Source organism: Ruegeria sp. HKCCA5763, assembly GCF_013034545.1.
Taxonomy (GTDB): Bacteria; Pseudomonadota; Alphaproteobacteria; order Rhodobacterales; family Rhodobacteraceae; genus Ruegeria.
Genome location: NZ_WQGF01000004.1, coordinates 307,899 through 329,838, shown reverse-complemented (window position 1 = coordinate 329,838; position 21,940 = coordinate 307,899). Strand labels below are relative to the sequence as shown.

The window sequence follows — 21,940 nt, the reverse complement described above, 5'->3', positions numbered from 1 at the left end:
GGGAAACCTTGTTCCCGATCTGGTACAGTCGGGGAAAAGGTATTTATTGAAGCTTCCGTGGATCAATGCACGTGGACAGCCGTTTGGGTTCCCGGCTTTGGCGCACGACAGAAAAACAATAGCGGAATTGTCGCCAGGGCCAGCAGGCCAAGATTGTTGAAAACGGTCAGGTAAGAGATCAGTTCTGCCTGCTTCGCGATTTCCTGACCCAGGATCGCAGCGCCCTGTGGACTGTCAGGTGTCAAGCCAAGCGGGTTCAGGTAAGCTTGCGCCGCAGGGTTATAGGGCGTCACATTCTGGCTTAGGACAGCTGTGTTGGTCTGAAGTCCACGTACGATCCATGTGCCGACCAGAGAGATGCCAACCGATGAGCCCAACTGGCGAGTGACGTTGAACAGGCCAGAGGCTTCGTCTTGCCGGTTTTGGCTGATGCTTTCGAACGCGAGAATAGACATAGGCACAAAGACCAAACCCATCCCTAACCCACTGATGGCTCCGGGCCACGCCAGCTCCCAAAACCCGGCATTGAGGTTGATGGCACCCATCATGAAGTTCCCAATCGCAGTCAGCAACAATCCGGCGCCCGCCAATAAGCGTGGATCGAAACGATGAACCAGTACGGCGCCGGTCAGAACCATCGACAATCCTGCTGTCAAACCGCGCGGAATAAAAAGGTGGCCTGAAGCGATAACGGGGAAATCCAGAAGGTTTTGTACGAGCGTTGGCAGGACTGCAATACCACCAAACAATGAGACCGCAAATCCGGCGATGATCAGATTGCACAGGGCAAAATTGCGGTCCGCAAACAAACGCAGATCCACGACCGCGTTACGCGCGGTCAATGCGTGAACAATAAATCCGATCGCGCCCAGTACCGACGCGACCACAGCCACTTGAATGACGCGAGACGACATCCAATCCATGGTTTCGCCCTGATCCAGGACAAATTGCAGACACCCGATGCCAAGTGCCAACAAGGCCAGACCCTTCCAGTCGATCTGTACATCCTCGGTCTTGTCTTCGGGCAATTCCCCGGCCAGCAACAGAAGGGCAAGGGTGGCCACAGGCAAGTTGACGAAAAACACCATCCGCCACGAGAAATACTCGGTCAGGATCGCACCAACCGTCGGCCCAAGAACGGGTGCCACTACGACCCCCAAGCCGAAAACCGCCATCGCCTTCCCACGCTCTTCTCTGGGGAAGGCGTCGAACAGGATCGATTGCGATAATGGGATCAGGAAAGCTCCAAACATGCCTTGGGCCAGCCGAAAGGCAACAATGACTTCGAGGCTCCAGGACAGGCCACACATCATCGACATAACTGCAAAGCCAGTCACTGCTGTCAGGATCAACCGTCGCCGCCCAACACGGCGGGCCACAAAGCCGGTCAGTGGCATTATGACCACCGCCGATACGATATAGCTGGTCAGAATCCATGTCGCTTGGTCGGTTGTCGCCCCAAACGCGGCCTGAATATGCGGCAAGGCAACGTTGACAATCGTGCTGTCCAGCACTTCCAATATGGCGCTGAGAACAACAGCAACCACGATCACCCGGTTTACAGGGCCGGACGCCGCCGAAGTCATTTTCCGTCCGCCGGGCCCGTTGTGTCCACGACAACTTTGCTGCTGCCGCCGACCCGCAAGGGGGCATCGGTTGGGTCAAGTGCGATCCGAACCGGAAAACGCCGTGTGACCTTGACCCAGTTTCCACTGGCATTCTCGGACGGCAGCAACGAGAATGTGTCCCCTGAACCGCGTCCGATTGAGGCCACCTTGCCGGTAAGCTTCACCCCCGGCAGCATGTCGACCTGAACTGTTACAGGCTGCCCGGGCCGGATACGAGGCAACGACGTTTCCTTGAAATTGGCGTCTACCCACCAATCCGAGGACTCAACAATCGAGAATTGAGGCGCGTTGGCAGAGACCGAAGATCCGGGGCGCAACGTCAGATTGGCGATCCAGCCATCTGCGACCGCATAGACCTTGGTCCAAGCCAGGTTTGTTTCGGCGATCTCAAGCTGCGCCTGAGATGACAAGATGTCGTCCTGTTTTGCTTCCAACCCGCTTTGCAGCGCCAACAAGCTGGATTGGCTGGTCGTCAGCCGTGCCGAGGCCTGCGCGAATTCTGATGTCGTCTGGTCCAATGAGGCCTGCGCGACATCACCTGCAGCAAACAGGGCTTTCGCGCGCTCTAGGCTCTTATTTGCAGTGTCATAAGCAGATTGGGCGCTTTGAACGGACGCTTCAGCGGCCGTAATTTGTGTCGAGTACGACTTGGCCTGTTGAATGGCACTGTCCAGATCAGCTTTGGCCGCGTCGACGGAGGCTTTGAACTGAGTGTCGTCAATAGTGAACAGGAGATCGCCATTCTTAACCGATTGGTTATCGGAAATCTGGACTTCCGCCACTTGCCCGGTCACCTGGGCTGCCACATAAATGATGTTGGCGCCGATATAAGCATCCTGGGTGGATGGGTACCGTTCCTCGTGCCGCCAAAACAACAGCAAACCCACACCGATTACTGCCAACATAACAGCAATGGCTATGGTTTTGAGAGGTCTCATGCCGTTTACCTTTGTTGTGCGCTGCCTATTACATCACATGCATATGCATTCGGATCGCCAGGTTGCCCAACACCCAAACCGTACCCAGAATCATAATCAACAAAACCATCGTGGAAAACAGCACAAGGTGCAGGTCTTCCCGGCTGCTGCGACGACGGTCGATATGCAGGAAATAAACTAGCTGCAAAACAAGCTGTGCCAGACCAAGCAATCCAATTGTCAGATACACGCCAGTGGTTTCGATCCCGAATAGATGCGCCACGCCAAACATGGCCAGTGTAAGCAACAGCGACCCGCCATATCCGATCACATAACGTCGCCGCTCACGACGGTGCATTTCAGAGCGCTTATCCATAGGTCAGACCTCCGAAATAAACGATGGTGATTATTCCGATCCAGATCAGGTCAAGGAAGTGCCAGAACAACGCCAGACGCACCACGCGTAAGATAATCAGGTCTGTCATTCCTTTCGCGCGCAATTGAATGCCCAGAACGATCAGCCACAGACATCCCGCCGCAACGTGCAAACCATGCAGCGGGACCAGACCGAAGAATGCCGATAGGAAGCCGCTGCGTTGTGGAACACCGCCTTTTTCCGCCATGGCCATGAAGTCACGCAGTTCAAGAACCAGAAAGCTGAGTCCCAACAAAAGCGTAACCCCAAACCAAAGAATGATGCGCCCGCGCGGCAAGTTGTACTTTAAGGCCAGCATGGCAAGACCGACAGTCAGGCTGCTGGTCAACAGGATCAGGGTTTGAGCAAAGACACTTTTCAGATCGAACAGTTCGTGCGGACCGGGTCCACCCACCTGCGCATCAATCATTGTGATGTAGATTGCAAACATCAGGCCGAAATAGACCAGATCGCTCATCAGGAAGACCCAGAAACCAAAGGTGACAACTTCTGTCGCCTTGTCGGCACTCGCGTGGCGTTCCCCAAGGTTGATGCCCGGATAACTATGCGTTGGTGTGCGTTTCATGTGACTGCCTCCAGATCTGGGCGGGCGAGGCCGCGGTTTTCTGGGGAGGTTTCGTAGTCACGATCCACAGCCTTTTCACTGTGAACTAGGGACAACCAGGCTTCATGATCTCTGCGCACTTCTTCAGCAGCGATGGTGAATTCGGTACTGTCGTCAAAGGTCCAGATGATCACGGCCAGGATCATCAGCACAGTCATCAGGGCCGCCAACCACCAGATCCACCACACCAAAGCAAACATCCAGACTCCGCTGAAAACACAGAGGATAAAGCCGATACCGGTATTGCGCGGCAATTCGATATCTTCATATGCGTCCGGCGTTGGATACGCGATGCCTCGTTCTTTGGCGGCAGCGAAGTCATCACGATCCTTTACCTGTGGGATGATTGCAAAATTGTACGGCGGCGGTGGCGATGGAATCGACCACTCCAATGTACGGCCATCCCATGGATCCCCCACCGGGACACGGGTCTTTTCGCTATCCCGGACACTGACCCACAATTGGATGAGAACCGAAAACAAGGCGCACGTAATCACCAGCGCCCCAACGATGGCGACGATCATGAAAGGGTGGAAGGACGGATCGTCATAGCTGAATGAGCGGCGCGGCATTCCCATCAGCCCGACGAAATAGAGCGGCATGAAGGTCAACAAAAACCCTATGGTCCAAAGAGCGACTGTAACGCGGCCCCAGAACTCGTTCAGGCGGAAACCGAACGCCTTGGGGAACCAATAGTTATAAGCTGCCAACAGACCAAACAGCACACCCGGCAACAGCACGTTGTGGAAATGCGCCACCAGAAACAGCGTGTTGTGCACCTGATAGTCGACCGTTGGATTGGCCAGGATCACTCCGCTAAGGCCACCAATCACAAACAGCATCAGAAATGCCAGCCCATACAGCATCGGAACCGAAAACCGGATCCGCCCTCGCCACAAGGTTGCCATCCAGTCATAGACTTTCACACCGGTCGGAATAGCGATCAGCATGGTTGCAATACCAAAAACGGCGTTGATCAATGCGCTCTGACCCATGGTGAAAAAGTGATGCAGCCAGACCGTGAAGGACAGCACCGCAATCGACATTGTCGCAATAACAAGCGAGTTGTAGCCATATAGCCGCTTGGCCGAGAAAGTCGCGAACACTTCGGAATAGATACCATAGGCAGGCAGAACCAGCAGATAGACCTCGGGGTGACCGAACAGCCAGAACAGGTTGGCGTAGTTCATCATGTTGCCGCCGAGGTCGTTGGTGAAAAAGTGGAAATCCAGATAACGGTCTGCGGCCAGCATCAACGCGGCAACCCCCAAGGGCGGCATCGCAAAAACGATCAGGATCGAACTGCAGATAATCGTCCAGCAATACATCGGCAACCGCATGAAGGTCATTCCCGGCGCCCGCATTTTGTAGATCGTTACGGCAAAGTTGATGCCTGTGAGCGTGGTCCCAATACCCGATACAACGATGGCCCATATCCAATAATCCGGTCCCACTCCCGGATTAAACGCGGCGCCCGTATATGGCGGGTAAGCTGTCCAGCCGCCTGTTGAGAACCTCCCCACCACCAGTGAGACCATCAACATCATGCCAGCGGACACAGTCAAACCCAAACTGATCTGGTTCAATCGGGGAAACGCGACATCGCGCGCCCCGATCATCAGCGGCACAACATAATTGGCAATACCAAAGACGAAGGGCACGGCAACAAAGAAAATCATGATCGTGCCGTGGGTGCTGAAAAGCTCGGCAAAGTGCTCGGCCTCAAGAAATCCATCACCCGGCCCTGCGGCTTGCTGAGCGCGCATGACAACGCCCTCCAACACGCCGCGCGCAAGCATTACGATGGCAAAGACGACATACATGATGCCTATCTTCTTGTGATCGACGCTAGTCAGCCAATCGCGCCACAGCGGTGTCCACAGCCGAAACCAGCTGAGCAGGCCCACCACGGCAATAACGCCAACGATCACGACTCCCGCAGCCGCATTTGCCACGATCTCATTGGCGCTGGGGTCTTGAAGCAACCCGGCAATCGGAAGCGCATCCCAACTGAGGCGGCCCAAAAAGCCAGTTTCGGTTGACGTCATTTTTGCGCCTCCTGCCCGAAGGATGCCGTGCCCGGTTGTTGATCGGCAGGCAAGCCCTCGCCGGTGTGATACCGGTGCAGAATGCTTTGGAACACATCCTCTTCTAGCGTGAAATACAGTGCATCATCAGGCATCTGTGCTGTCCCCAAAGCTGCTTGAACCTCATCCCTGTCAGTTCGCATCGCAAGCGTCTGATAGGTGGCCGCATTCAGCGGGATGCCGCCGGTGCGCACTTTGTCGACCCACGTATCAAAGGCATCTTGCTCCATCGCAACAGTGCGGAACTTCTGTTTTGTGAACCCACGTCCGTTATACTGCGTGTTTTCGCCCTGCATGACCTCTGGAGTATCTGCGACCAGATGCAATTGCGTTGTCATGCCCGGCATCGCGTAAATCTGACCGGCCAGAGAGGGGATCATGAAAGACTGCATCACAGTATCGGTGGTTAATGTCATGGCCACCTGTCGTTTGGTTGGGATTCCAAACTCGCCGACGCTGGCAATGCCCAGATCGGGATAGAGAAACAACCACTTCCAATCCAGACCAACCACCTGAACCTGCACGGCCGGTTCCTCACCAAAACTTGCTGAATACGGGTCGAGCCGGTGCGTCGCCTTCCAAAGATAGAAAGACAGGAGCGCTACGATCAAAACAGGCACGCCCCACATGATAATTTCCAGTTTGGCTGAAAAATCCCAGTCCGGCCTATAGGCAGCGGTTCCACCCCTTCGACGCCGGTATCGAAATGCGATCCAGGGGACCAGAACGAGGACGGGTATGACCGCCACCATGATCAGGGCGGTCGCCCGTAACAGATGAGTTTTCTGAATGGCTGCAATCGGGCCTTGCGGATCCAAAAAACTGTCGCTGGCAACAGCCATTTGCGCAGTTACAGCCAAAATGAACACGGCAGCCACCACGAGCGAGGATAGGGTGGACAATCTGCCTGCGGCCATAACACACAACCCTCTCGTGATCCAAATTCCACCCAACTATCAGCAAATGCGAAAGTTTTCTCAAGACCTTTCCATACTGCAGATTGCCAGGTAAGACTTTCATTCAACCTTGGGCATCAATGGAAAACCGCATCAGTCGAGCCCCGGCCAAAACAGGGACGCAACTTGGTTTTGATACACAAAATACTTGCAATCATAGGTCTTATTTTGACTTCGCAAGCTGCGCTGGCTCAGGATCGCGCTGAAGTTGAACGTCAATTCCAAACCTGGTTGCAAGAGGTGGTCTGGCCAAAAGCGCGTTCCAAAGGGGTTTCACGGGATACGATGCAACAGGCGTTTTCTGGCGTGACCCTGAACTGGAAACTGCCAGATCTGGTCCCGCCCGGACGAAAGGCCAAGACACCAAAAAATCAGAAACAGGCCGAATTCGGCTCGCCTGGGCGGTACTTCAACTCAGGATCCGTTCAGGGTGCCACCTCGGTTGGGCGCAAGATGGCAAAACAGCATTCCGCAATACTTGCCTCGGTCGAGCGCGAAACCGGTGTGCCCGGCCGCATAATCCTGGCAATCTGGGGCAGAGAGAGCGGGTACGGACAGGTGCCCATCCGCCACGACGCGTTTCGCGTTCTATCGACCAAAGCATTCATGAGCACGCGTGCCGAGTATTTTACAAACGAGTTGATTGCGGCCCTTCAAATAGCCGAGGCTGGTTATTTACTTGCCCAAGACATGAAAAGTAGCTGGGCGGGTGCATTGGGTCAGCCACAATTCATGCCATCCAATTATTTGACCTATGCAAGAGACGGCGACGGGGACGGCCGGGCTGACATCTGGGGATCGCCCGCTGACACAATTGCGTCCATCGGCCATTATTTAGACCAACATGGATGGCTAAGCAGTCGAGACTGGGGTTTCGAAGTTTCCGTTCCCGCGAATGTGTCCTGCGCTTTGGAAGGGCCCGATCAGGGCCGACCCATTCACGAATGGGAAAAAATGGGGATACGCCGGATTTCAGGCAGGCCCTTTCCGGACCATGAGCGTGACGGCCTCGGCTATCTGATGATGCCAGCTGGACGCCATGGACCGGCCTTTCTGGTTACACCAAATTTCTATGTGCTCAAAGAATACAACAAAAGCGATCTTTACGCTCTGTTCGTTGGCCATGTTGGAGACCGCATTCAATTCGGTGTCGACGATTTTGTGGGGCAATGGGGTCCGGTCGGTGGGCTGTACCGTTCTGACATCGCCGCAATGCAGCGGACCCTCGAGAAAATGGGCCATGACGTTGGCGGTGCCGATGGTTTGCCGGGGTTCAAAACACGCCGCTCGATTGGCCGGTGGCAAATGACTTCAGGCTTTGCGCCAACTTGCTTTCCGGAACCTGCGATGAAGGCACAACTGACCCCCTGAGGGTGTTCTCAAATCTTGAGTTGTCGCTTGGGCCAACACCAAACCTGCCACGCCGGTCAGCCTGCGAAACCCCAGCGCGCACAGGTTTCATACCCGGGTCACGTCCATTGGAGGTCTTTTGAGTGAATTGTTGCTGATTTCAGAACAGAAGTGTGGGAACAGGCGTCCGCTCCTTATAAAAACACTTTTCCTCAAGAACAGTCTCAAAACCCTACCCTTGATTTGTCTTGACCCCTTTTCATCATCCCCGGATGCGTCGGAAAGATGTGGCTCACACAATTTTTATCACCGCATGAACAAACCGGAAAACGTGCACAAAAAAGCATATATTTTTAAATAAGATACACCCCAGTGAGCCTAGCTTTTTCGGATGGCTGAAGCGATACCCAACTGTTGCCAGATAGCCCAAACTCGGGCTTGGACCGGCTGAACTTCAACCGTAACCACTTCACAGCATGCGAATCCGGATCACTGTTATAATTCTTTAAAAGGCGTCAACTATCATGCGGGTACACAGCCAAGATTGCAGAGCGTGCTTTTGACAGCAGCCGGACAAGGTGGCACGATTTGACCAATTGCCACCCAGGCCATCGGGTATAATTGATTGATCGGGTTACGCAGCCTATGAGAACATGTCGGATTAAATCCGTTTTTCCGGCTGAATATTGAAATTGAGAGGCACCATGACACGCAAGGTCACCAAAGCGATTTTTCCAGTTGCAGGTATGGGAACGCGGTTTTTGCCTGCAACCAAGTCGGTCCCAAAAGAGATCATGACTTTGGTGGATCGCCCATTGGTGCAGTACGCAATCGATGAAGCACGTGCGGCAGGCATTAAGGAGTTTATTTTTGTCACCTCGCGCGGCAAATCTGCGCTCGAAGACTATTTCGACCACAACCTGGTGTTGGAGCAGGAACTTAGGGCCAAGAAAAAAGACAAGTTGCTTGAAATCCTGGACAAGACGAACATGGAAAGCGGCGCGATTGCCTATATACGTCAGCACAAGGCCTTGGGTCTTGGGCACGCCGTTTGGTGCGCCCGCCGCCTGATTGGGGATGAACCCTTTGCCGTCATGCTGCCTGACGATGTAATCGCTGCAGACAAGCCGTGCCTTCAACAAATGATTGAAGCCTACGAGGAAACCGGTGGCAACATGGTCGCGGCTATGGAAGTTTCGCCGGAAAAAACCAGCTCTTACGGGGTTTTGGATGTTGGCGACAGCATCGGTCCTGTCATCCCGGCCAGAGGTATGGTCGAAAAACCCGAGCTGAACGAAGCCCCCTCTAACCTGGCAGTTATAGGCCGCTACGTTCTGCGCCCATCTGTGCTGAACAACCTGAATGCGATGAAGACCGGAAGTGGCGGCGAAATCCAGTTGACTGACGCCATAGCCGAGGACATTGCAGATGGGGTCCCTGTATTTGGTTACAAATTTGACGGACAGCGCTTTGATTGCGGTTCAAAATCGGGCTTTTTGCAAGCCACGGTAGCCTTTGCGCTTGCCCGTGCCGATTTGCGCGATGACCTGAGTCAATATCTGAATGATATTGTCGCCACCGGAAAAGCAGCCCAATAGTTAAGAGCTATTTCATTGCGTAAAACTAAAGAAATACCTTCTGTGATTACCAGTTCAAAGGCATACGCATGACGAATACAGTTCATCCTGTCATTCTTTGCGGAGGATCAGGGACACGTTTATGGCCTCTGTCGCGCAAGAGTTATCCCAAGCAGTTTGTTCCGTTGGTGGGAGAAACCACACTTCTACAAGATTGCGCAGAACGCATGCTTGGGCCATCAGAAGCGCCATATGCAAAGCCGCTGGTTCTGACGAATGAAGCCTTCCGCTTTATCGTCCCGGAACAACTGGCCGAAGTTGGCATTGACCCCGGACCAATTCTGATTGAACCAGAAGGGCGCAACACAGCCCCTGCTATTCTGGCTGCTGCCCTCTATCTTTCGTCGCGCAATCCGGACGCGATCATGCTTGTGGCTCCGTCCGATCATGTGATTCCAGACAAGACCGCGTTCCACAAGGCGGTCGCCGAAGGCGCGCGCGCCGTCAGCGAACGTGGTGATCTGGTGACGTTTGGCATTACGCCCACACGTCCGGAAACGGGGTACGGGTACCTCAAACTCAGTCACGCACCGGATTCGAGTGAACGCGCGGTTCCGCTGGATTGTTTTGTCGAAAAACCAGACGCTGACACCGCACGGTCGATATTGGAAGACGGCAGCTATTTGTGGAATTCGGGTATTTTTCTGTTTGCGGTGCGCGACATCGTGGCTGCATTCGAACAAAATGCAGGAAGTTTGATCGCACCTGTGCAAAAAGCCGTTGTCGAGGCAAAAACCGACTTGGGCTTCCTGAGATTAGACCCTGCCGCTTGGGCCGAAAGCGCAGACATCTCAATCGACTACGCGGTCATGGAAAAAGCGGAAAATCTGAGTGTGGTCCCATTCTCCGCCGGATGGTCTGATGTCGGAAGCTGGACCGCTGTACAAGAACTGTCGGATGTGAATAAAGATGGCGTGGTGACAAACGGTGACGTCACCGCGATCGAATGCCGAAACGTTCTGATACGATCAGAATCGCCCACACAGGAAGTGGTGGCGATGGGGCTTGAGAACGTGATAGCGGTTGCGATGCCCGATGCGGTTCTTGTTGCCAGTATGGACAAGGCACAGGATGTAAAACAAGCCGTAACCGTGTTGAAGGAAAAAGGGGCGAAACAGGCAGAGACGCTGCCGGTAGATCACCGCCCGTGGGGATGGTTCGAAAGCCTGGTGGTCGGTGACAGGTTTCAGGTCAAGCGGATCCATGTCCATCCGGGTGCCGCATTGAGCCTTCAGTCCCATCACCATCGATCCGAGCATTGGATTGTGGTCAAAGGCACCGCCAAAGTCACTATCGACGACAAAGAGCAACTGGTGAGTGAAAACCAATCCGTCTACATCCCATTGGGCGCCACACATCGGATGGAAAACCCAGGCAAAGTTCCTATGGTCCTGATCGAAGTGCAGACGGGCGCTTATTTGGGAGAAGACGACATCATTCGCTACGAAGACATTTATTCCCGCGAGTAATTGGCGAAAGCTCCTGATCTAATCTGGCTGGGCTCTCCTGGCTTGACGATCAAAAGTAAACAACAGGTTTTCCGGGCGGTCGGCCCGGTCACAAAGGTTTGACGCGCTTCGCGGCAGTGTAGCGCGCAACCGATGTTTCGGGCCGACAGCTACAGGAGGCCCCTCGTGTCACAAACCTCACCCCGACTGAACCTTCCCTTTCTGCAACCCTCATAAGCGCAAAAACACGTCACTCACAACGAGGCTCTGCGAGGACTTGATCTGATCGTGCAACTAACGGTCCGCTCAACGAACGCAAATACACCGCCAGTGGTGCCCGAACAGGGCGAGGTTCATGCGGTTGGGGCCGCACCAATAGGTGACTGGGTGGGGCACGCCGGGGACCTTGCCGCCTGGTTGGACAATGCGTGGCATTTCGTGACCCCGTCTTCAGGTTGGCGCGCCTGGGACGAAAACACCGGCGAATTTCAGCTTTGGGATAGCACAGCCTGGGCCCCTGTGCCCGTTAACATGCAAAATCTGGATGGCGTCGGCGTATCGGCATCTTCGGACACAACAAACCGCCTCACAGTGCGAAGCCCCGCCACCTTGCTGACCCACGAGGGCAGTGGGCACCAGCTAAAAATTAACAAGGCCAGCTCTGGTGATACTGCATCACTTCTGTTTCAGTCGAACTGGACAAGTCATGCCGAAATGGGTCTGTCCGGCAGCACTGGATTTTCCATCAAGGTGTCCCCCGACGGTGCGAGCTGGACAGATGCGTTGAGCTTTGATCCCAACACCGGAGCAGCCACAGGTGCAGCCGTCCAAAGTGACGCGTCCGAAACCACCGCTGGCCGCCTTATGCGAGCAGATTTCGGTTACGGCCCCGGTAACCTTTTGGGCTCGGTCTCTGAGAACACTGGCACACCTACCGGAGCCGTCATCCAACGTGGCCATAACGCAAACGGAGAGTACGTGCGGTTCGCCGATGGGACCCAGATCTGCACGTTCACACTGCCCGCGGTTGATTGCACCAATACTGAAGGTGCTCTGTTCGCCAGTTCAGCACTGACCTGGGATTTTCCCATGGCCTTTGCTGCGACACCCTGTGTGAGTGGAAGTGGAGGCGCAGTTGATCGGTTTATCGGTTTGGATACTCCCGACACAACACAGGTTAACTGCAAAGTGCTGTCGGTCCTTTCAGATTCCTCGGCACTGTCTGCGACCGTAATCGCGGTCGGGCGTTGGTACTGACTGAATCGGCCGCCCGCCTCTGGTATCGGGCGGCTGTTTTTCGCATCGGTCTAAGTTGGTCTGTTCCCGAAATCACGTGGGAGCCCACGAAGTCCATCTTTGCGCCCCTGGTATTTAACTGAACCGTCGCCTTTCAACGAAACGTCACTTTTGACCTTATTGGTTCGAAAGCGGCCGATTTTCGGAACCATTTCCCGATTGTCAAAGGACCGTCGCAAAACCAAAGGCTTCATAGCTTTTGATAGCTCCGGCAGTGTCATGCTAACCTTGGTTCGGCTCGGCGACTTTGTGGCCAAGATCTTGAGGATTGGAAACCCTAGCGCACGTCTGATCCCATGTAATAAATATTCTTTGTTCGATGAGATCTCAGTGAAATCAGTTCTGTCTGACCCGAATATCCGCGACCACAGGCATATTTGTCTTTGACGCACACTTAAATAATTCAATGCCTTATTGCCTCAAAAACAGCGAGACTCTATGGGATGCAGCCTGAGGCCTCTTTGAACCATTGAATTTGGCGTCCATTTCTTCGATTGTTCACACATTGTCGGCAGATATTGGTAAAAAAGGATTAAATGATGCGTATTGCGATGATCGGAACCGGTTACGTTGGCCTTGTGTCCGGCGTGTGCTTTTCGGATTTCGGTCACGATGTGATTTGCGTCGATAAGGCAAACCAAAAGATCGACATGCTCAAAGCCGGACGGGTTCCAATTTACGAGCCGGGCCTGGATGTTTTGATGGCCAAAAACGTGGCCGCTGGTCGACTGAGTTTTACCACTAATCTGGCAGATGCGGTGGATGGAGCAGATGCCGTCTTTATTGCGGTGGGCACACCAACCCGGCGCGGTGATGGCCATGCAGACCTGACCTATGTCATGGCCGCCGCAGAGGAAATCGCAAATGCCGTCACTGGCTATACAGTGATCGTCACAAAATCGACTGTACCCGTTGGCACCAACAGACAGGTACAAGAGGTGGTTGCCGCAGCCAACCCAAAGGCGGATTTTGATGTTGCGTCCAATCCAGAGTTTCTGCGCGAAGGTGCCGCAATTGACGATTTTATGCGCCCCGACCGCGTTGTCGTGGGCGTTGAAAACGACCGCGCCGCCGAAGTGATGGCCGAAATCTACCGCCCTCTCTATCTACGAGATTTTCCGATCCTGACAACCGATCTGGAAAGTGCCGAGATGATCAAATATGCCGCAAACGCGTTCTTGGCGACCAAGATCACCTTTATCAACGAAATCGCGGGCCTGTGCGAAAAAGTTGGCGCAGATGTCAAAGAGGTATCCCGAGGCATGGGTCTGGACGGGCGGATTGGCAACAAGTTCCTGCACGCCGGACCCGGCTATGGCGGGTCGTGCTTCCCCAAAGACACTGCGGCACTGGCGCGGATTGGCCAGGATCACGCGTATCCGATGCAGATTACGGAAACCGTCATTCGCGTGAATGACGAAGTCAAAAAGCGCATGATCGAGAAGATCCGCGAAGCTTGTGATGATCGCTTCAACGGCAAAATCATTGCAGTTCTGGGTGTTACGTTCAAACCCAACACGGATGACATGCGCGACGCGCCGTCATTGTCCATTGTCCCCGCCCTGATCGGCGGAGGAGCAAAAGTACGCGTTGTAGATCCACAAGGTAAATCTGAGGGTGAAGCCTTGTTGCCTGGTGTTGACTGGTGCGATGACCCTTATGCGGCAGCAAAAGGAGCTGATGTGCTGGTTCTGCTGACCGAATGGAACGAATTCAGGGCTTTGAACCTTAGCGATTTGGCGGCGGCCATGAGCACCCCCAGAATGGTGGATCTGCGCAATATCTACTCAGAAAGCAAAACCCTGAAGGCAGGTTTCGAAACCTATGTCGGGGTCGGGCGCTGAGCTTACCCGATCTTGTCGTAGAACTTTTTGCGACGCCCCTACCAGCTTGGCCAACTTACCCTGATGCTTCGCAGTAGAATGAGCGGTTACGTCTGGATGTAAATCCCAGTCCTTTGCCGGGTCGTTTCGGGCTCGGCAAAGGACTGGTGCGGCTTTACTCGCCCGCCCAGATCTTGCGCCTGCGTTCTTTAACCATTTCGTTGCCCTCGTCCGTGCCGTCGTGGAACGTGTTGAACCACTCATCCCAAGGCGTTTCCCAGGTGCCGTAGTTGCAATCGAAGAACCTGTGGTGCAGCTGGTGAAAGAAATCCCCGACTTGAAACTTGGCTTTGTTACCAAGTTTCACGTGCTCGAATCCGGCATGAGAGGTCGGCGCGCCAATGCCGTGATGAAACAGCAGGAAGATGGCGTGGACCGGATGCGACGGCAGAAGGAAAAAGATCGTCGTGTCGAACATCAAAAAGAAGCTTTCGACGGGGTGCATAGCAAGGCCGGACCACGGGCCAGTATTGATGTTGCGGTGATGCCAAGCGTGCACTTTGGTGTAAAGCTGGCCGACATGCAGCAGACGGTGTAGCCAATAAAAATGAAAACCTGCCCAGATCGGTACAAAGATTATAACCGCGATGAACCATGTCGGATTGCTGTCGAATGTGATCATGGTGATCCAGCCGTTGGCGTAGGAATACAGGATCAGGCATTCCCAGAACGTCCAGAAGGTCAGCGCCGGGCCTAAGGTCCAAAACATATTGTCCCAGACCTGGTTCTTGAAGGTAAAGACCTTTGCGCCCTTCATCATCGGACGCATGTCATAGCGGTATTCGTCCTGTTGCGTACGGAATTTCCACAGTGCCAGGTGCAAGCCACCGGCAACCACCATCAAGATACAAAAATTGCGAAACCAGATTTCGGCCACCCAATCCCAGCTGAAGGTTTCAATCCGGCCCAGCGATGGGGTCAGGTAAGTCCAGGTGATGATGGCAAAGACCAGCAGAAGCGCGCGCAGCGCCAATGGGTTCCAGCTTTGCAGGAGGTAGCGCAGCGCAGCCAAGGGTTTCATCGGCCAATCCCAGTACGGAGACGTCTGAATTGGCAATTGTGGTGTAAAGTTCCAGATTTTGCGCTTGGGACGCGGAGGCAAGGCTGGTTTTGTCATGGTGTGGCTCGTTCATGCTGTTCGCTGCCAGCACGCTAGAGCAACTTGGGCAAGGCTCAGCACGGTTTGTCTTGCAGGTCAGGGCAAGTTTTGCTTAGCCTTTCAAAATGTCGTCACGTATCCCCTCTCTCAACTGGTTACGCGTCTTTGAGGCGGCCGCGCGTACCGAAAGCTTTGCCCGGGCGGCGGTGCAGCTGAACATGTCCGCCGCAGCCGTCAGCCAACAAGTCAAGGCGCTGGAAACCCAGTTGGGCACCCCTCTGTTCCACCGCCACGCCCATGCCGTCACCCTGACCGAGTCCGGGCGGGCCTACTTGCCGTCGGTGCAACAGTCACTGTTGATGCTGGAAACCGCCACCACCGGCCTGTTTGGCGAAACGCGGGGGCAGCGACTTTATGTGCAGTCTGTGTTGCTTTTCGCCCATGGAATCCTGGCCAAGGGCCTTTCAACATTTCAAGCCGGGCATCCTGATATCAACTTGTCACTGGCCACCGGAAACATCGTTTCGGATTTTGCCAATCGATTTACTGATTTGCAGATTGTGTTTGGCAACCCTGCTCTGTTTGGCACCGAAGGTGATGAGCTGGTTCGAGAAGTTCTTTACCCTGTTGCACCACCAGCAATCGCTGCACAGATCAAAACCCCACAAGACTTGCTGGAGCACACATTGATCGAGGTCTCAACGCACCGCGCAAGTTGGCCGCATTGGTTCGAAAGTCTACGCTTGCCTGCAGGACAGGCTCGGTACTTTTTCGCTGACAATTCGATCATGGCAGCAGAATTATCAGCCAGTGGGATGGGTATCGCCCTTGCCCGCGCGCCTGCTTCAGATCGGATCACAGAAAGGACGGGTCTAGTGCCATGCCTACCGGAGGCTTCAGTTGCCGGACAAGAAGCATACCACCTGATCTACCCATCGCTTGCAACCATGCGCAAACCCGCCCGCACCTTTCGTGACTGGCTGCTGGACTACAGCGCCGCAGTCCAGACTCGATAACGCCCTTGCCCCGTGACCTCTCGCACCAAACCTCGGCGGCTAAACAGATCGAAATTGCGCTGAACCGCCGCGCGGGACGCTTCGGTCAAGTCTTCGGCCAACGGAGCGGAGACCATCGGCCACGATGCCAGAACCTCGATCAGACGCGGTGGCGTGCGCCCGCTCAGATCTTGCGTGACGTCCCGGGCTTTGTTCTCCCACGCACTGATCCGGTCGAGATGCAAGAGACCCGCAAGGGCCGCCTGCCCTGCCCCTCGTATCCAGGATCCCAACTTTTCCGTCGGTTCGCCTGCCCCACGCAAGGCACCAGGGCCAGACAAGGCAAGCGGCATAAACAGGGCACCACCACGTCCCATGGACGCAGCGTGCCGCGCCGCAATCACGGCGGCCTCTGTGTCTTGTCCAATACCCTGCGCGATCGCGCGCCATGCATGAAACGCAATTGCCGATTGCGTCACCGGATGCAAACCTTCAGCGCTTTGCATAACTTCCGCCAAATCCACAACAGCCTCGGGCGCGGCATCAGAACCCTTTGCCAGACGGTCCAGAAACGCGGTCAGCCCGCTTTCCCATCCCCCTTCTGCAGGAGCAGCGCCCGAGCTTAATCGGCGCACAGCCCAACCCGCACGGAACAAAGCTTGCACATCGTCGTGGGTCGCGCCAATGCGCAGACCAGTCCACAAGGCCAATCGGTCCACACTGACCCGATCGCCGGTCCACCAGCCCAGATCAGACGTCTCCATCAAAGCCAGACGATGGGTCCATCCTTTAGGTCCAGCACGTAACCGTTCGTCCAGCGCCCCAAAAGTCAGCGCCAGATCCGCAAGCTCTGCCGACAAGTCTGACTGCGCCGCCCGCCAATCACGCGGGTCAAACAACAAACGCCGATCAGATCGGGGGCCGGGCGGGAAATAATCCTCCTCCGCCACCTCATCGGGTGGCAAAAACCACAAATCCTCTTCTTCGGTCGGATCACCGTCAAAAATACTGGCCGGGCCGAGATCTTCGGCCTCATCCTCCGGAAGCGGCATGGGTTTCTTCGAATTCATACCGGTATTCTTCGGGCATTTGCACCGGTTCACAAGAGGCTTTCCAAAAGATTACGATCAGCCTGCAAAGGTCCGGGTCAGAACGTCCAACTCATTCTGCAAATCGGTCTGCGGCGAACTGCCCAACAGCATGTAACCATAACCATCTTGCGTCCACGTGGCCGTCGCCAACCCGCTCAGCACCGCTTGCTTTATCTCAGCTGGTGGGGCATCTGGCCCCTGACGAAGAACACAAAACGCAAAGGGTTGGCCTTGTTCATCCGCAAAAACAACCTGGATCAGAGGCTTACCTTTGAAGGAAAGAACTTGCGCCCGTTTCAGCTCTAACCCCGGCAAGGATTCCAGCGTTTCACGGTTCAAAGACCGCCCAAGCTGTGCCTCAGCCATCTCAAATTGTTTGTCTAGCGATTTGGTTGAACTGTCTAGCCAGGCTATGGTCTCGGGCACGTAAAGCGACTGATAGATCGCAGCTTGCTGTGCCCAGCCCAGGTCTGCCGGTCGAGTGGCCCAAAAGGTCACGGCAATGGCAGCAATCGCCGCACTCGCTGCGACTGCAACAAGGCGCAGACCACTGCCGCGCGCTGCTGGCATCACCGGATCGGGCATCTCGATAGCTGGCGCCTCAGCCGGAAGTTTCTCAAAAACATCACGAACAATTGGCGCAAATGGATCCAGCGCCATCAGTCGTTGTTCCAGCGTGGTGTCGGTCTCGACCGCAGCCTCAATAGCGCGGCTCTGAGCCTCATCCAAGGTGCCTTCCAGATACGCCACCAGCGTTTCGTCGGAAAACGTCATTTACCACTCCGTCGCGCGGTGTCCGCCGCATCAGGCTGCATCACCGCTTTCAGTTTCTGCCGGGCATTCGAAAGCCGGCTCATAATCGTACCGATGGGAACTTCCAGTAAGGCAGCGGCTTCGCGGTAACTGTACCCTTCGACGAACACAAGCAAAACCGTTTCCCGCTGCGCTTCTGGAAGCTGCATCACTTGTGTAAACACTTCAGTGGCGAAAATATTCGTTTCTGTGTCCGACCCTGTCGCCACAAGGTCTGCTTCGGGCGTTACCGACAATGCCTGCGCCCGACGGACCGAGCGTGATCGCACTTCGTTCAGCCAGATTGACCGGCAGATTGTCATCAGCCAGCTGTCCAGACGATTATGCGACGTGACCTGATGATGACGCTCCAAAGCTCGAAGACATGTCGCCTGCAAAAGGTCATCGGCCACGTCAGACGCCCCAGACAATGCCAGCGCAAACCGCCATACGCGTTTCGAGTGCGTCTGCACCGCATCGCGGACGGCCTGTTCGGAAGTCATTTCAGCATTCATCGAATAAATTGCGACCTATGTGTGTTTGGTTTTCACGGACCGGGCCCGCTCGGCAAAATTGTCATAAACCTTGGAGGAATGAAATGAAACTTCTGTTGAAAGCAGTCACGATTGCGTCGGCGATTGTTGCAACACCTGTTCTTGTCGGCACGTGGACTTTGGACAGCGACAACTCGCACTTGGCTTATGGCACCATAAAGAAAAACGCTGTGGGTGAAGTCAACAGCTTTAGCAAACTCAGCGGGCATGTGACCCAAGATGGTCACGCTGAAATCACCATCGACCTGTCATCAGTCAGACCAATATCGATATTCGAAACGAGCGGATGATTGAATTTGTTTTTCGTAAAGCCGGTTCGGCAATGCTGACAGCTGACTTCGACATGGCCGAAGTATCCGGGCTGTCGATTGGCGAAACCACCACATTAGATGCAGCATCCGTTCTGTCTCTGGTCGGCTCGGACGTTTCTTTCGACACAGAACTGTTCGTCGCGCGACTATCCGAAACTTCGGTCCTGGTCTCCACCAATGATATGGTGTTCCTCAGCGCAGAAGATGCCGGTGTGAACGCAGGCGTCGACAAGCTGATGGAATTGGCAAACTTGCCAAGCATCACCCGAACAGTTCCCATCACGGCCCGGCTTATCTTTCACTCTGACGGCAAACAGGTCGCCGCAACACCAGCAGCAGAAACTGCGGCCGTTGCAGCCGCCGCGTCAGGAGACATCAAGGCAGGTAAGAAGGTTTTTCGCAAATGCAGCGCCTGCCATAAACTGAACGAAGGCAGTAACGCTGTCGGCCCTTCCTTGCATGCCGTTATTGGCAAGCCAGCGGGCCAGGTTGAAGGCTTCAAGTATTCCGCTCCTGTGCAGAACTCTGGCATAGTTTGGACACAGGAAAACTTGAATGCATTTCTGGCCGATCCCAAAGGGTTCCTCCCTGGAAATAGGATGCAATATCGTCAACTTGTTGTCATATCTGCAGAGCGAAAGCTAAGTTTTACCGAGCTTCGACCTTGATTCAGTCGCGCGTTCACCCGCGCACTGATGATCAGGTGATCTTGTTTTCCTTTTGAAGCGCAAAAAAACGCGCGCTCCGGTTTACTTGCTTTTGGTTCGTGGCCCGCATTGTACTTGTTTCAACTCTTTAAAGCCCCTATCTAACTCTCCGCACGATCAACAGCTGGCATGAGCCTCACTGACGCAGTCCGGTATATACCCTTTTGGCCCGGCAAAATTTGGGGTATCTGAACGTGCGCACCGTTTCACGATTTGGAGAACGCAATGATAACGCGCGCCTGGAAAAAATGGCGATCAGGCTACATGGGCCGCCTTGTCGGCGAAAGCTTTTATGCTCAAGGCCCCTTATACGGCATTGCGATTTTGGCAATGATCGTAGTCGCCGTCACCACGGCCGGGTCGGCCTATATGATGGAATACATCGTCGATGCCATGACAAGCCCGGAACTGCGGGGATGGTCACATGTTATTGCTTTGGCTGTTGTGCTGCTATTTCTAACGAAAGCGGTTGCCTCATATATTCAGGCGAACTTTCTGGCGCGCGCTGGCAATCGAATCGTCGCACAACAACAAGAAAAAGTTTATCGAAAACTGCTTCGTCACGGCGTTTCTTTCTTTACTGCAAATGAATCGTCAGACCTGCTGATGCGAACAACAAACGGTGCACAAGCCGCCCGGAGTTTGATTGATGTACTTGTTACAGGCTTTGTCCGTGACGCTCTTACCTTGGTTGGCCTTGTCGCGGTCATGGTATACCAGCAGCCCGTTCTGTCCGTGATGTTCTTTGTTTTAGGTCCTGTCGCTTTGTTGGGGGTGCGGCATCTCCTGAAAAGTGTGCGCAAAATAATGCAGGCCGAGTTCAAGTCGCTGGCCGAGATCATTCGCGTCCTTCAGGAGACATCAGCCGGAATCAAAATCATCAAGGTCTTTTCGTTGGAAGATCGCATGATCGACCGGATGGAGACCGCGATCCGCAAGGTAGAGCAGCGCTCGAACGACATTGCTAGGCTGCAAGCAATCGCCAGCCCACTGATGGAGTTTCTGGCAGGCCTTGCCGTTGCTGGTGTGCTCATTGTCAGCACGATGGATATCGCCGGTACGGAACAACCGACAGCCGGGCAGCTGATGTCCTTCATCACCGCTTTGCTGATGGCTTATGAACCGGCGAAACGCCTGTCGCGTATGCGTGTCCAGATCGAAGCCAATATGGTGGGTGTGAGCATGTTGTTTGGCTTGCTAGACCAACAAGACACGATGACCGAAAGCCCCGATGCCCGAGACCTGACCGAAGGGCCGGGTCACATTGTCCTACGCAACGTGACCTTTGGGTATCAAGGCGCGCTTCCTGTGATCGAAGACATGAACGTCTCGTTCGAAGCAGGTAAGACAACGGCCCTTGTTGGCCAGTCAGGCGGTGGCAAATCCACTTTGTTCGGATTGATCATGCGTTTTTATGATCCAGACGAAGGCGTTGTTGAGATTGACGGACAAGACGTGCGGGAGGTGAGCTTTGCCTCCCTACGTCGAAAGATTTCATATGTAGGTCAGGACACCTTCCTGTTTTCCGCATCAGTCCTTGATAACCTGCGTTACGCGGCCCCTGAAGCGACCGAAGAAGAAGTATTCGAAGCAGCGAAAGCAGCGTACGCCCATGATTTCATCATGGAATTGAAGGACGGGTACGACACTCAGGTCGGTGAAAACGGAACCTTCCTGTCAGGAGGTCAAAAACAGAGAATAGCGATTGCGCGTGCCATTCTGCGCAACGCTGAAATCCTGCTGTTGGACGAAGCCACTAGCGCCCTGGATGCTGAATCGGAATCGTTTGTCAAAAAGGCTTTGGATGCCTTGACTCAGAACGTTACCGTCATCGTTATCGCGCACCGCCTGTCCACAGTGCTCGAGGCAGACAAAATTATTGTGGTTCAGGATGGTGCAATTGTTGAGCAAGGCAATCTGGACGAGTTGATGAAGAAAAGCGGTAGTTTCCGCACTTTGTTTGATCAACAATTCAAACAGCACACGCCTGCAAAGGAAGTCGCGGAGTAACCGCGACTTCCACACAAGCGTTGGTACGTTCGCCAAGAATGCGATGTTCGATATCCATGAGTTTAGTTCAACACAGATGAGCTAGGGTACTTGACCTCTAAACCCGAGCGTTAGGCCTATCGGTCTTAACCGTTAGCTA

At 54.4% G+C, this 21,940-nt stretch carries 19 protein-coding genes; 9 read left to right on the top strand and 10 right to left on the bottom strand.

Going from position 1 to position 21,940, the window contains the following annotated elements; translation table 11 throughout:
* Positions 1 to 62: 62 nt before the first annotated feature.
* The 6 genes from GOV89_RS09940 to GOV89_RS09915 are packed head-to-tail and all read right to left on the bottom strand — an operon-like array spanning position 63 to position 6,589.
* A complete protein-coding gene (locus tag GOV89_RS09940) occupies positions 63 to 1,586 on the bottom strand; it encodes a DHA2 family efflux MFS transporter permease subunit (protein WP_171238063.1) in 1,524 nt (507 codons plus the stop codon).
* A complete protein-coding gene (locus GOV89_RS09935) occupies positions 1,583 to 2,566 on the bottom strand; it encodes an HlyD family secretion protein (RefSeq protein ID WP_171238062.1) in 984 nt (327 codons plus the stop codon). The genes GOV89_RS09940 and GOV89_RS09935 overlap by 4 nt, the downstream gene beginning before the upstream one ends.
* Positions 2,567 to 2,594: 28 nt before the next feature.
* On the bottom strand, positions 2,595 to 2,921 hold the full coding sequence (locus tag GOV89_RS09930) for a cytochrome o ubiquinol/quinol oxidase subunit IV (protein WP_245223157.1): 327 nt from the start codon (positions 2,919 to 2,921) through the stop codon (positions 2,595 to 2,597).
* Positions 2,914 to 3,546: a cytochrome c oxidase subunit 3 gene (locus GOV89_RS09925; protein WP_171238061.1), complete on the bottom strand. Its 633-nt coding sequence runs from the start codon at positions 3,544 to 3,546 to the stop codon at positions 2,914 to 2,916. Before GOV89_RS09925 ends, GOV89_RS09930 begins: the two co-directional genes overlap by 8 nt.
* A complete protein-coding gene (locus GOV89_RS09920) occupies positions 3,543 to 5,633 on the bottom strand; it encodes a cbb3-type cytochrome c oxidase subunit I (protein ID WP_171238060.1) in 2,091 nt (696 codons plus the stop codon). The genes GOV89_RS09925 and GOV89_RS09920 overlap by 4 nt, the downstream gene beginning before the upstream one ends.
* On the bottom strand, positions 5,630 to 6,589 hold the full coding sequence (locus GOV89_RS09915; RefSeq protein ID WP_171238059.1) for a cytochrome ubiquinol oxidase subunit II: 960 nt from the start codon (positions 6,587 to 6,589) through the stop codon (positions 5,630 to 5,632). The genes GOV89_RS09920 and GOV89_RS09915 overlap by 4 nt, the downstream gene beginning before the upstream one ends.
* A 207-nt stretch (positions 6,590 to 6,796) precedes the next feature.
* Between GOV89_RS09915 and GOV89_RS09910 the strand changes: the two genes are divergently transcribed.
* From GOV89_RS09910 to GOV89_RS09890, 5 genes are all read left to right on the top strand, one after another.
* On the top strand, positions 6,797 to 7,999 hold the full coding sequence (locus tag GOV89_RS09910) for a lytic murein transglycosylase (protein ID WP_254451512.1): 1,203 nt from the start codon (positions 6,797 to 6,799) through the stop codon (positions 7,997 to 7,999).
* Positions 8,000 to 8,682: 683 nt separating this feature from the next.
* Positions 8,683 to 9,576, top strand: coding sequence for a UTP--glucose-1-phosphate uridylyltransferase GalU (gene galU / locus GOV89_RS09905; RefSeq protein ID WP_171238057.1), 894 nt, complete (start codon positions 8,683 to 8,685; stop codon positions 9,574 to 9,576).
* Between the two features lie 68 nt (positions 9,577 to 9,644).
* Positions 9,645 to 11,084, top strand: a complete 1,440-nt coding sequence (locus GOV89_RS09900) for a mannose-1-phosphate guanylyltransferase/mannose-6-phosphate isomerase (protein WP_171238056.1) — start codon at positions 9,645 to 9,647, stop codon at positions 11,082 to 11,084.
* Positions 11,085 to 11,330: 246 nt separating this feature from the next.
* Positions 11,331 to 12,320: a DUF2793 domain-containing protein gene (locus GOV89_RS09895; protein ID WP_256368545.1), complete on the top strand. Its 990-nt coding sequence runs from the start codon at positions 11,331 to 11,333 to the stop codon at positions 12,318 to 12,320.
* Positions 12,321 to 12,898: 578 nt separating this feature from the next.
* Positions 12,899 to 14,203, top strand: a complete 1,305-nt coding sequence (locus GOV89_RS09890) for a UDP-glucose/GDP-mannose dehydrogenase family protein (protein ID WP_171238093.1) — start codon at positions 12,899 to 12,901, stop codon at positions 14,201 to 14,203.
* A 154-nt stretch (positions 14,204 to 14,357) separates the two neighbouring features.
* Here GOV89_RS09890 and GOV89_RS09885 read toward each other — a convergent pair whose 3' ends face one another.
* On the bottom strand, positions 14,358 to 15,359 hold the full coding sequence (locus GOV89_RS09885) for a sterol desaturase family protein (protein WP_171176726.1): 1,002 nt from the start codon (positions 15,357 to 15,359) through the stop codon (positions 14,358 to 14,360).
* A 107-nt stretch (positions 15,360 to 15,466) separates the two neighbouring features.
* Here GOV89_RS09885 and GOV89_RS09880 point away from each other — a divergent pair, with 107 nt between their 5' ends.
* Complete coding sequence (locus tag GOV89_RS09880; protein ID WP_171238055.1) at positions 15,467 to 16,357, top strand: LysR family transcriptional regulator; 891 nt, start codon at positions 15,467 to 15,469, stop codon at positions 16,355 to 16,357.
* On the opposite strand, the gene GOV89_RS09875 is transcribed toward GOV89_RS09880, so the two are convergent.
* From GOV89_RS09875 to GOV89_RS09865, 3 genes are read right to left on the bottom strand one after another with little or no spacing between them, the layout of a single operon-like run.
* Positions 16,330 to 17,406: a helix-turn-helix domain-containing protein gene (locus tag GOV89_RS09875; RefSeq protein ID WP_171238054.1), complete on the bottom strand. Its 1,077-nt coding sequence runs from the start codon at positions 17,404 to 17,406 to the stop codon at positions 16,330 to 16,332. The two genes, GOV89_RS09880 and GOV89_RS09875, sit on opposite strands and share 28 nt — an antisense overlap.
* A gap of 57 nt (positions 17,407 to 17,463) precedes the next feature.
* Complete coding sequence (locus GOV89_RS09870) at positions 17,464 to 18,201, bottom strand: hypothetical protein (protein WP_171238053.1); 738 nt, start codon at positions 18,199 to 18,201, stop codon at positions 17,464 to 17,466.
* Positions 18,198 to 18,722 carry an RNA polymerase sigma factor gene (locus GOV89_RS09865; protein ID WP_245223159.1) on the bottom strand — a complete coding sequence of 175 codons (525 nt, stop codon included), beginning with the start codon at positions 18,720 to 18,722 and terminating at the stop codon, positions 18,198 to 18,200. Before GOV89_RS09865 ends, GOV89_RS09870 begins: the two co-directional genes overlap by 4 nt.
* 95 nt (positions 18,723 to 18,817) lie before the next feature.
* Between GOV89_RS09865 and GOV89_RS22660 the strand changes: the two genes are divergently transcribed.
* The 3 genes from GOV89_RS22660 to GOV89_RS09855 all read left to right on the top strand — a co-directional run bounded on the left by GOV89_RS22660 (position 18,818) and on the right by GOV89_RS09855 (position 21,801).
* Positions 18,818 to 19,063, top strand: coding sequence for a hypothetical protein (locus tag GOV89_RS22660; protein ID WP_174827341.1), 246 nt, complete (start codon positions 18,818 to 18,820; stop codon positions 19,061 to 19,063).
* Positions 19,060 to 19,752, top strand: a complete 693-nt coding sequence (locus GOV89_RS22820; RefSeq protein WP_174827340.1) for a cytochrome c family protein — start codon at positions 19,060 to 19,062, stop codon at positions 19,750 to 19,752. The genes GOV89_RS22660 and GOV89_RS22820 overlap by 4 nt, the downstream gene beginning before the upstream one ends.
* Positions 19,753 to 20,016: 264 nt before the next feature.
* Positions 20,017 to 21,801, top strand: coding sequence for an ABC transporter ATP-binding protein (locus GOV89_RS09855; protein ID WP_171238051.1), 1,785 nt, complete (start codon positions 20,017 to 20,019; stop codon positions 21,799 to 21,801).
* Positions 21,802 to 21,940: the final 139 nt, after the last annotated feature.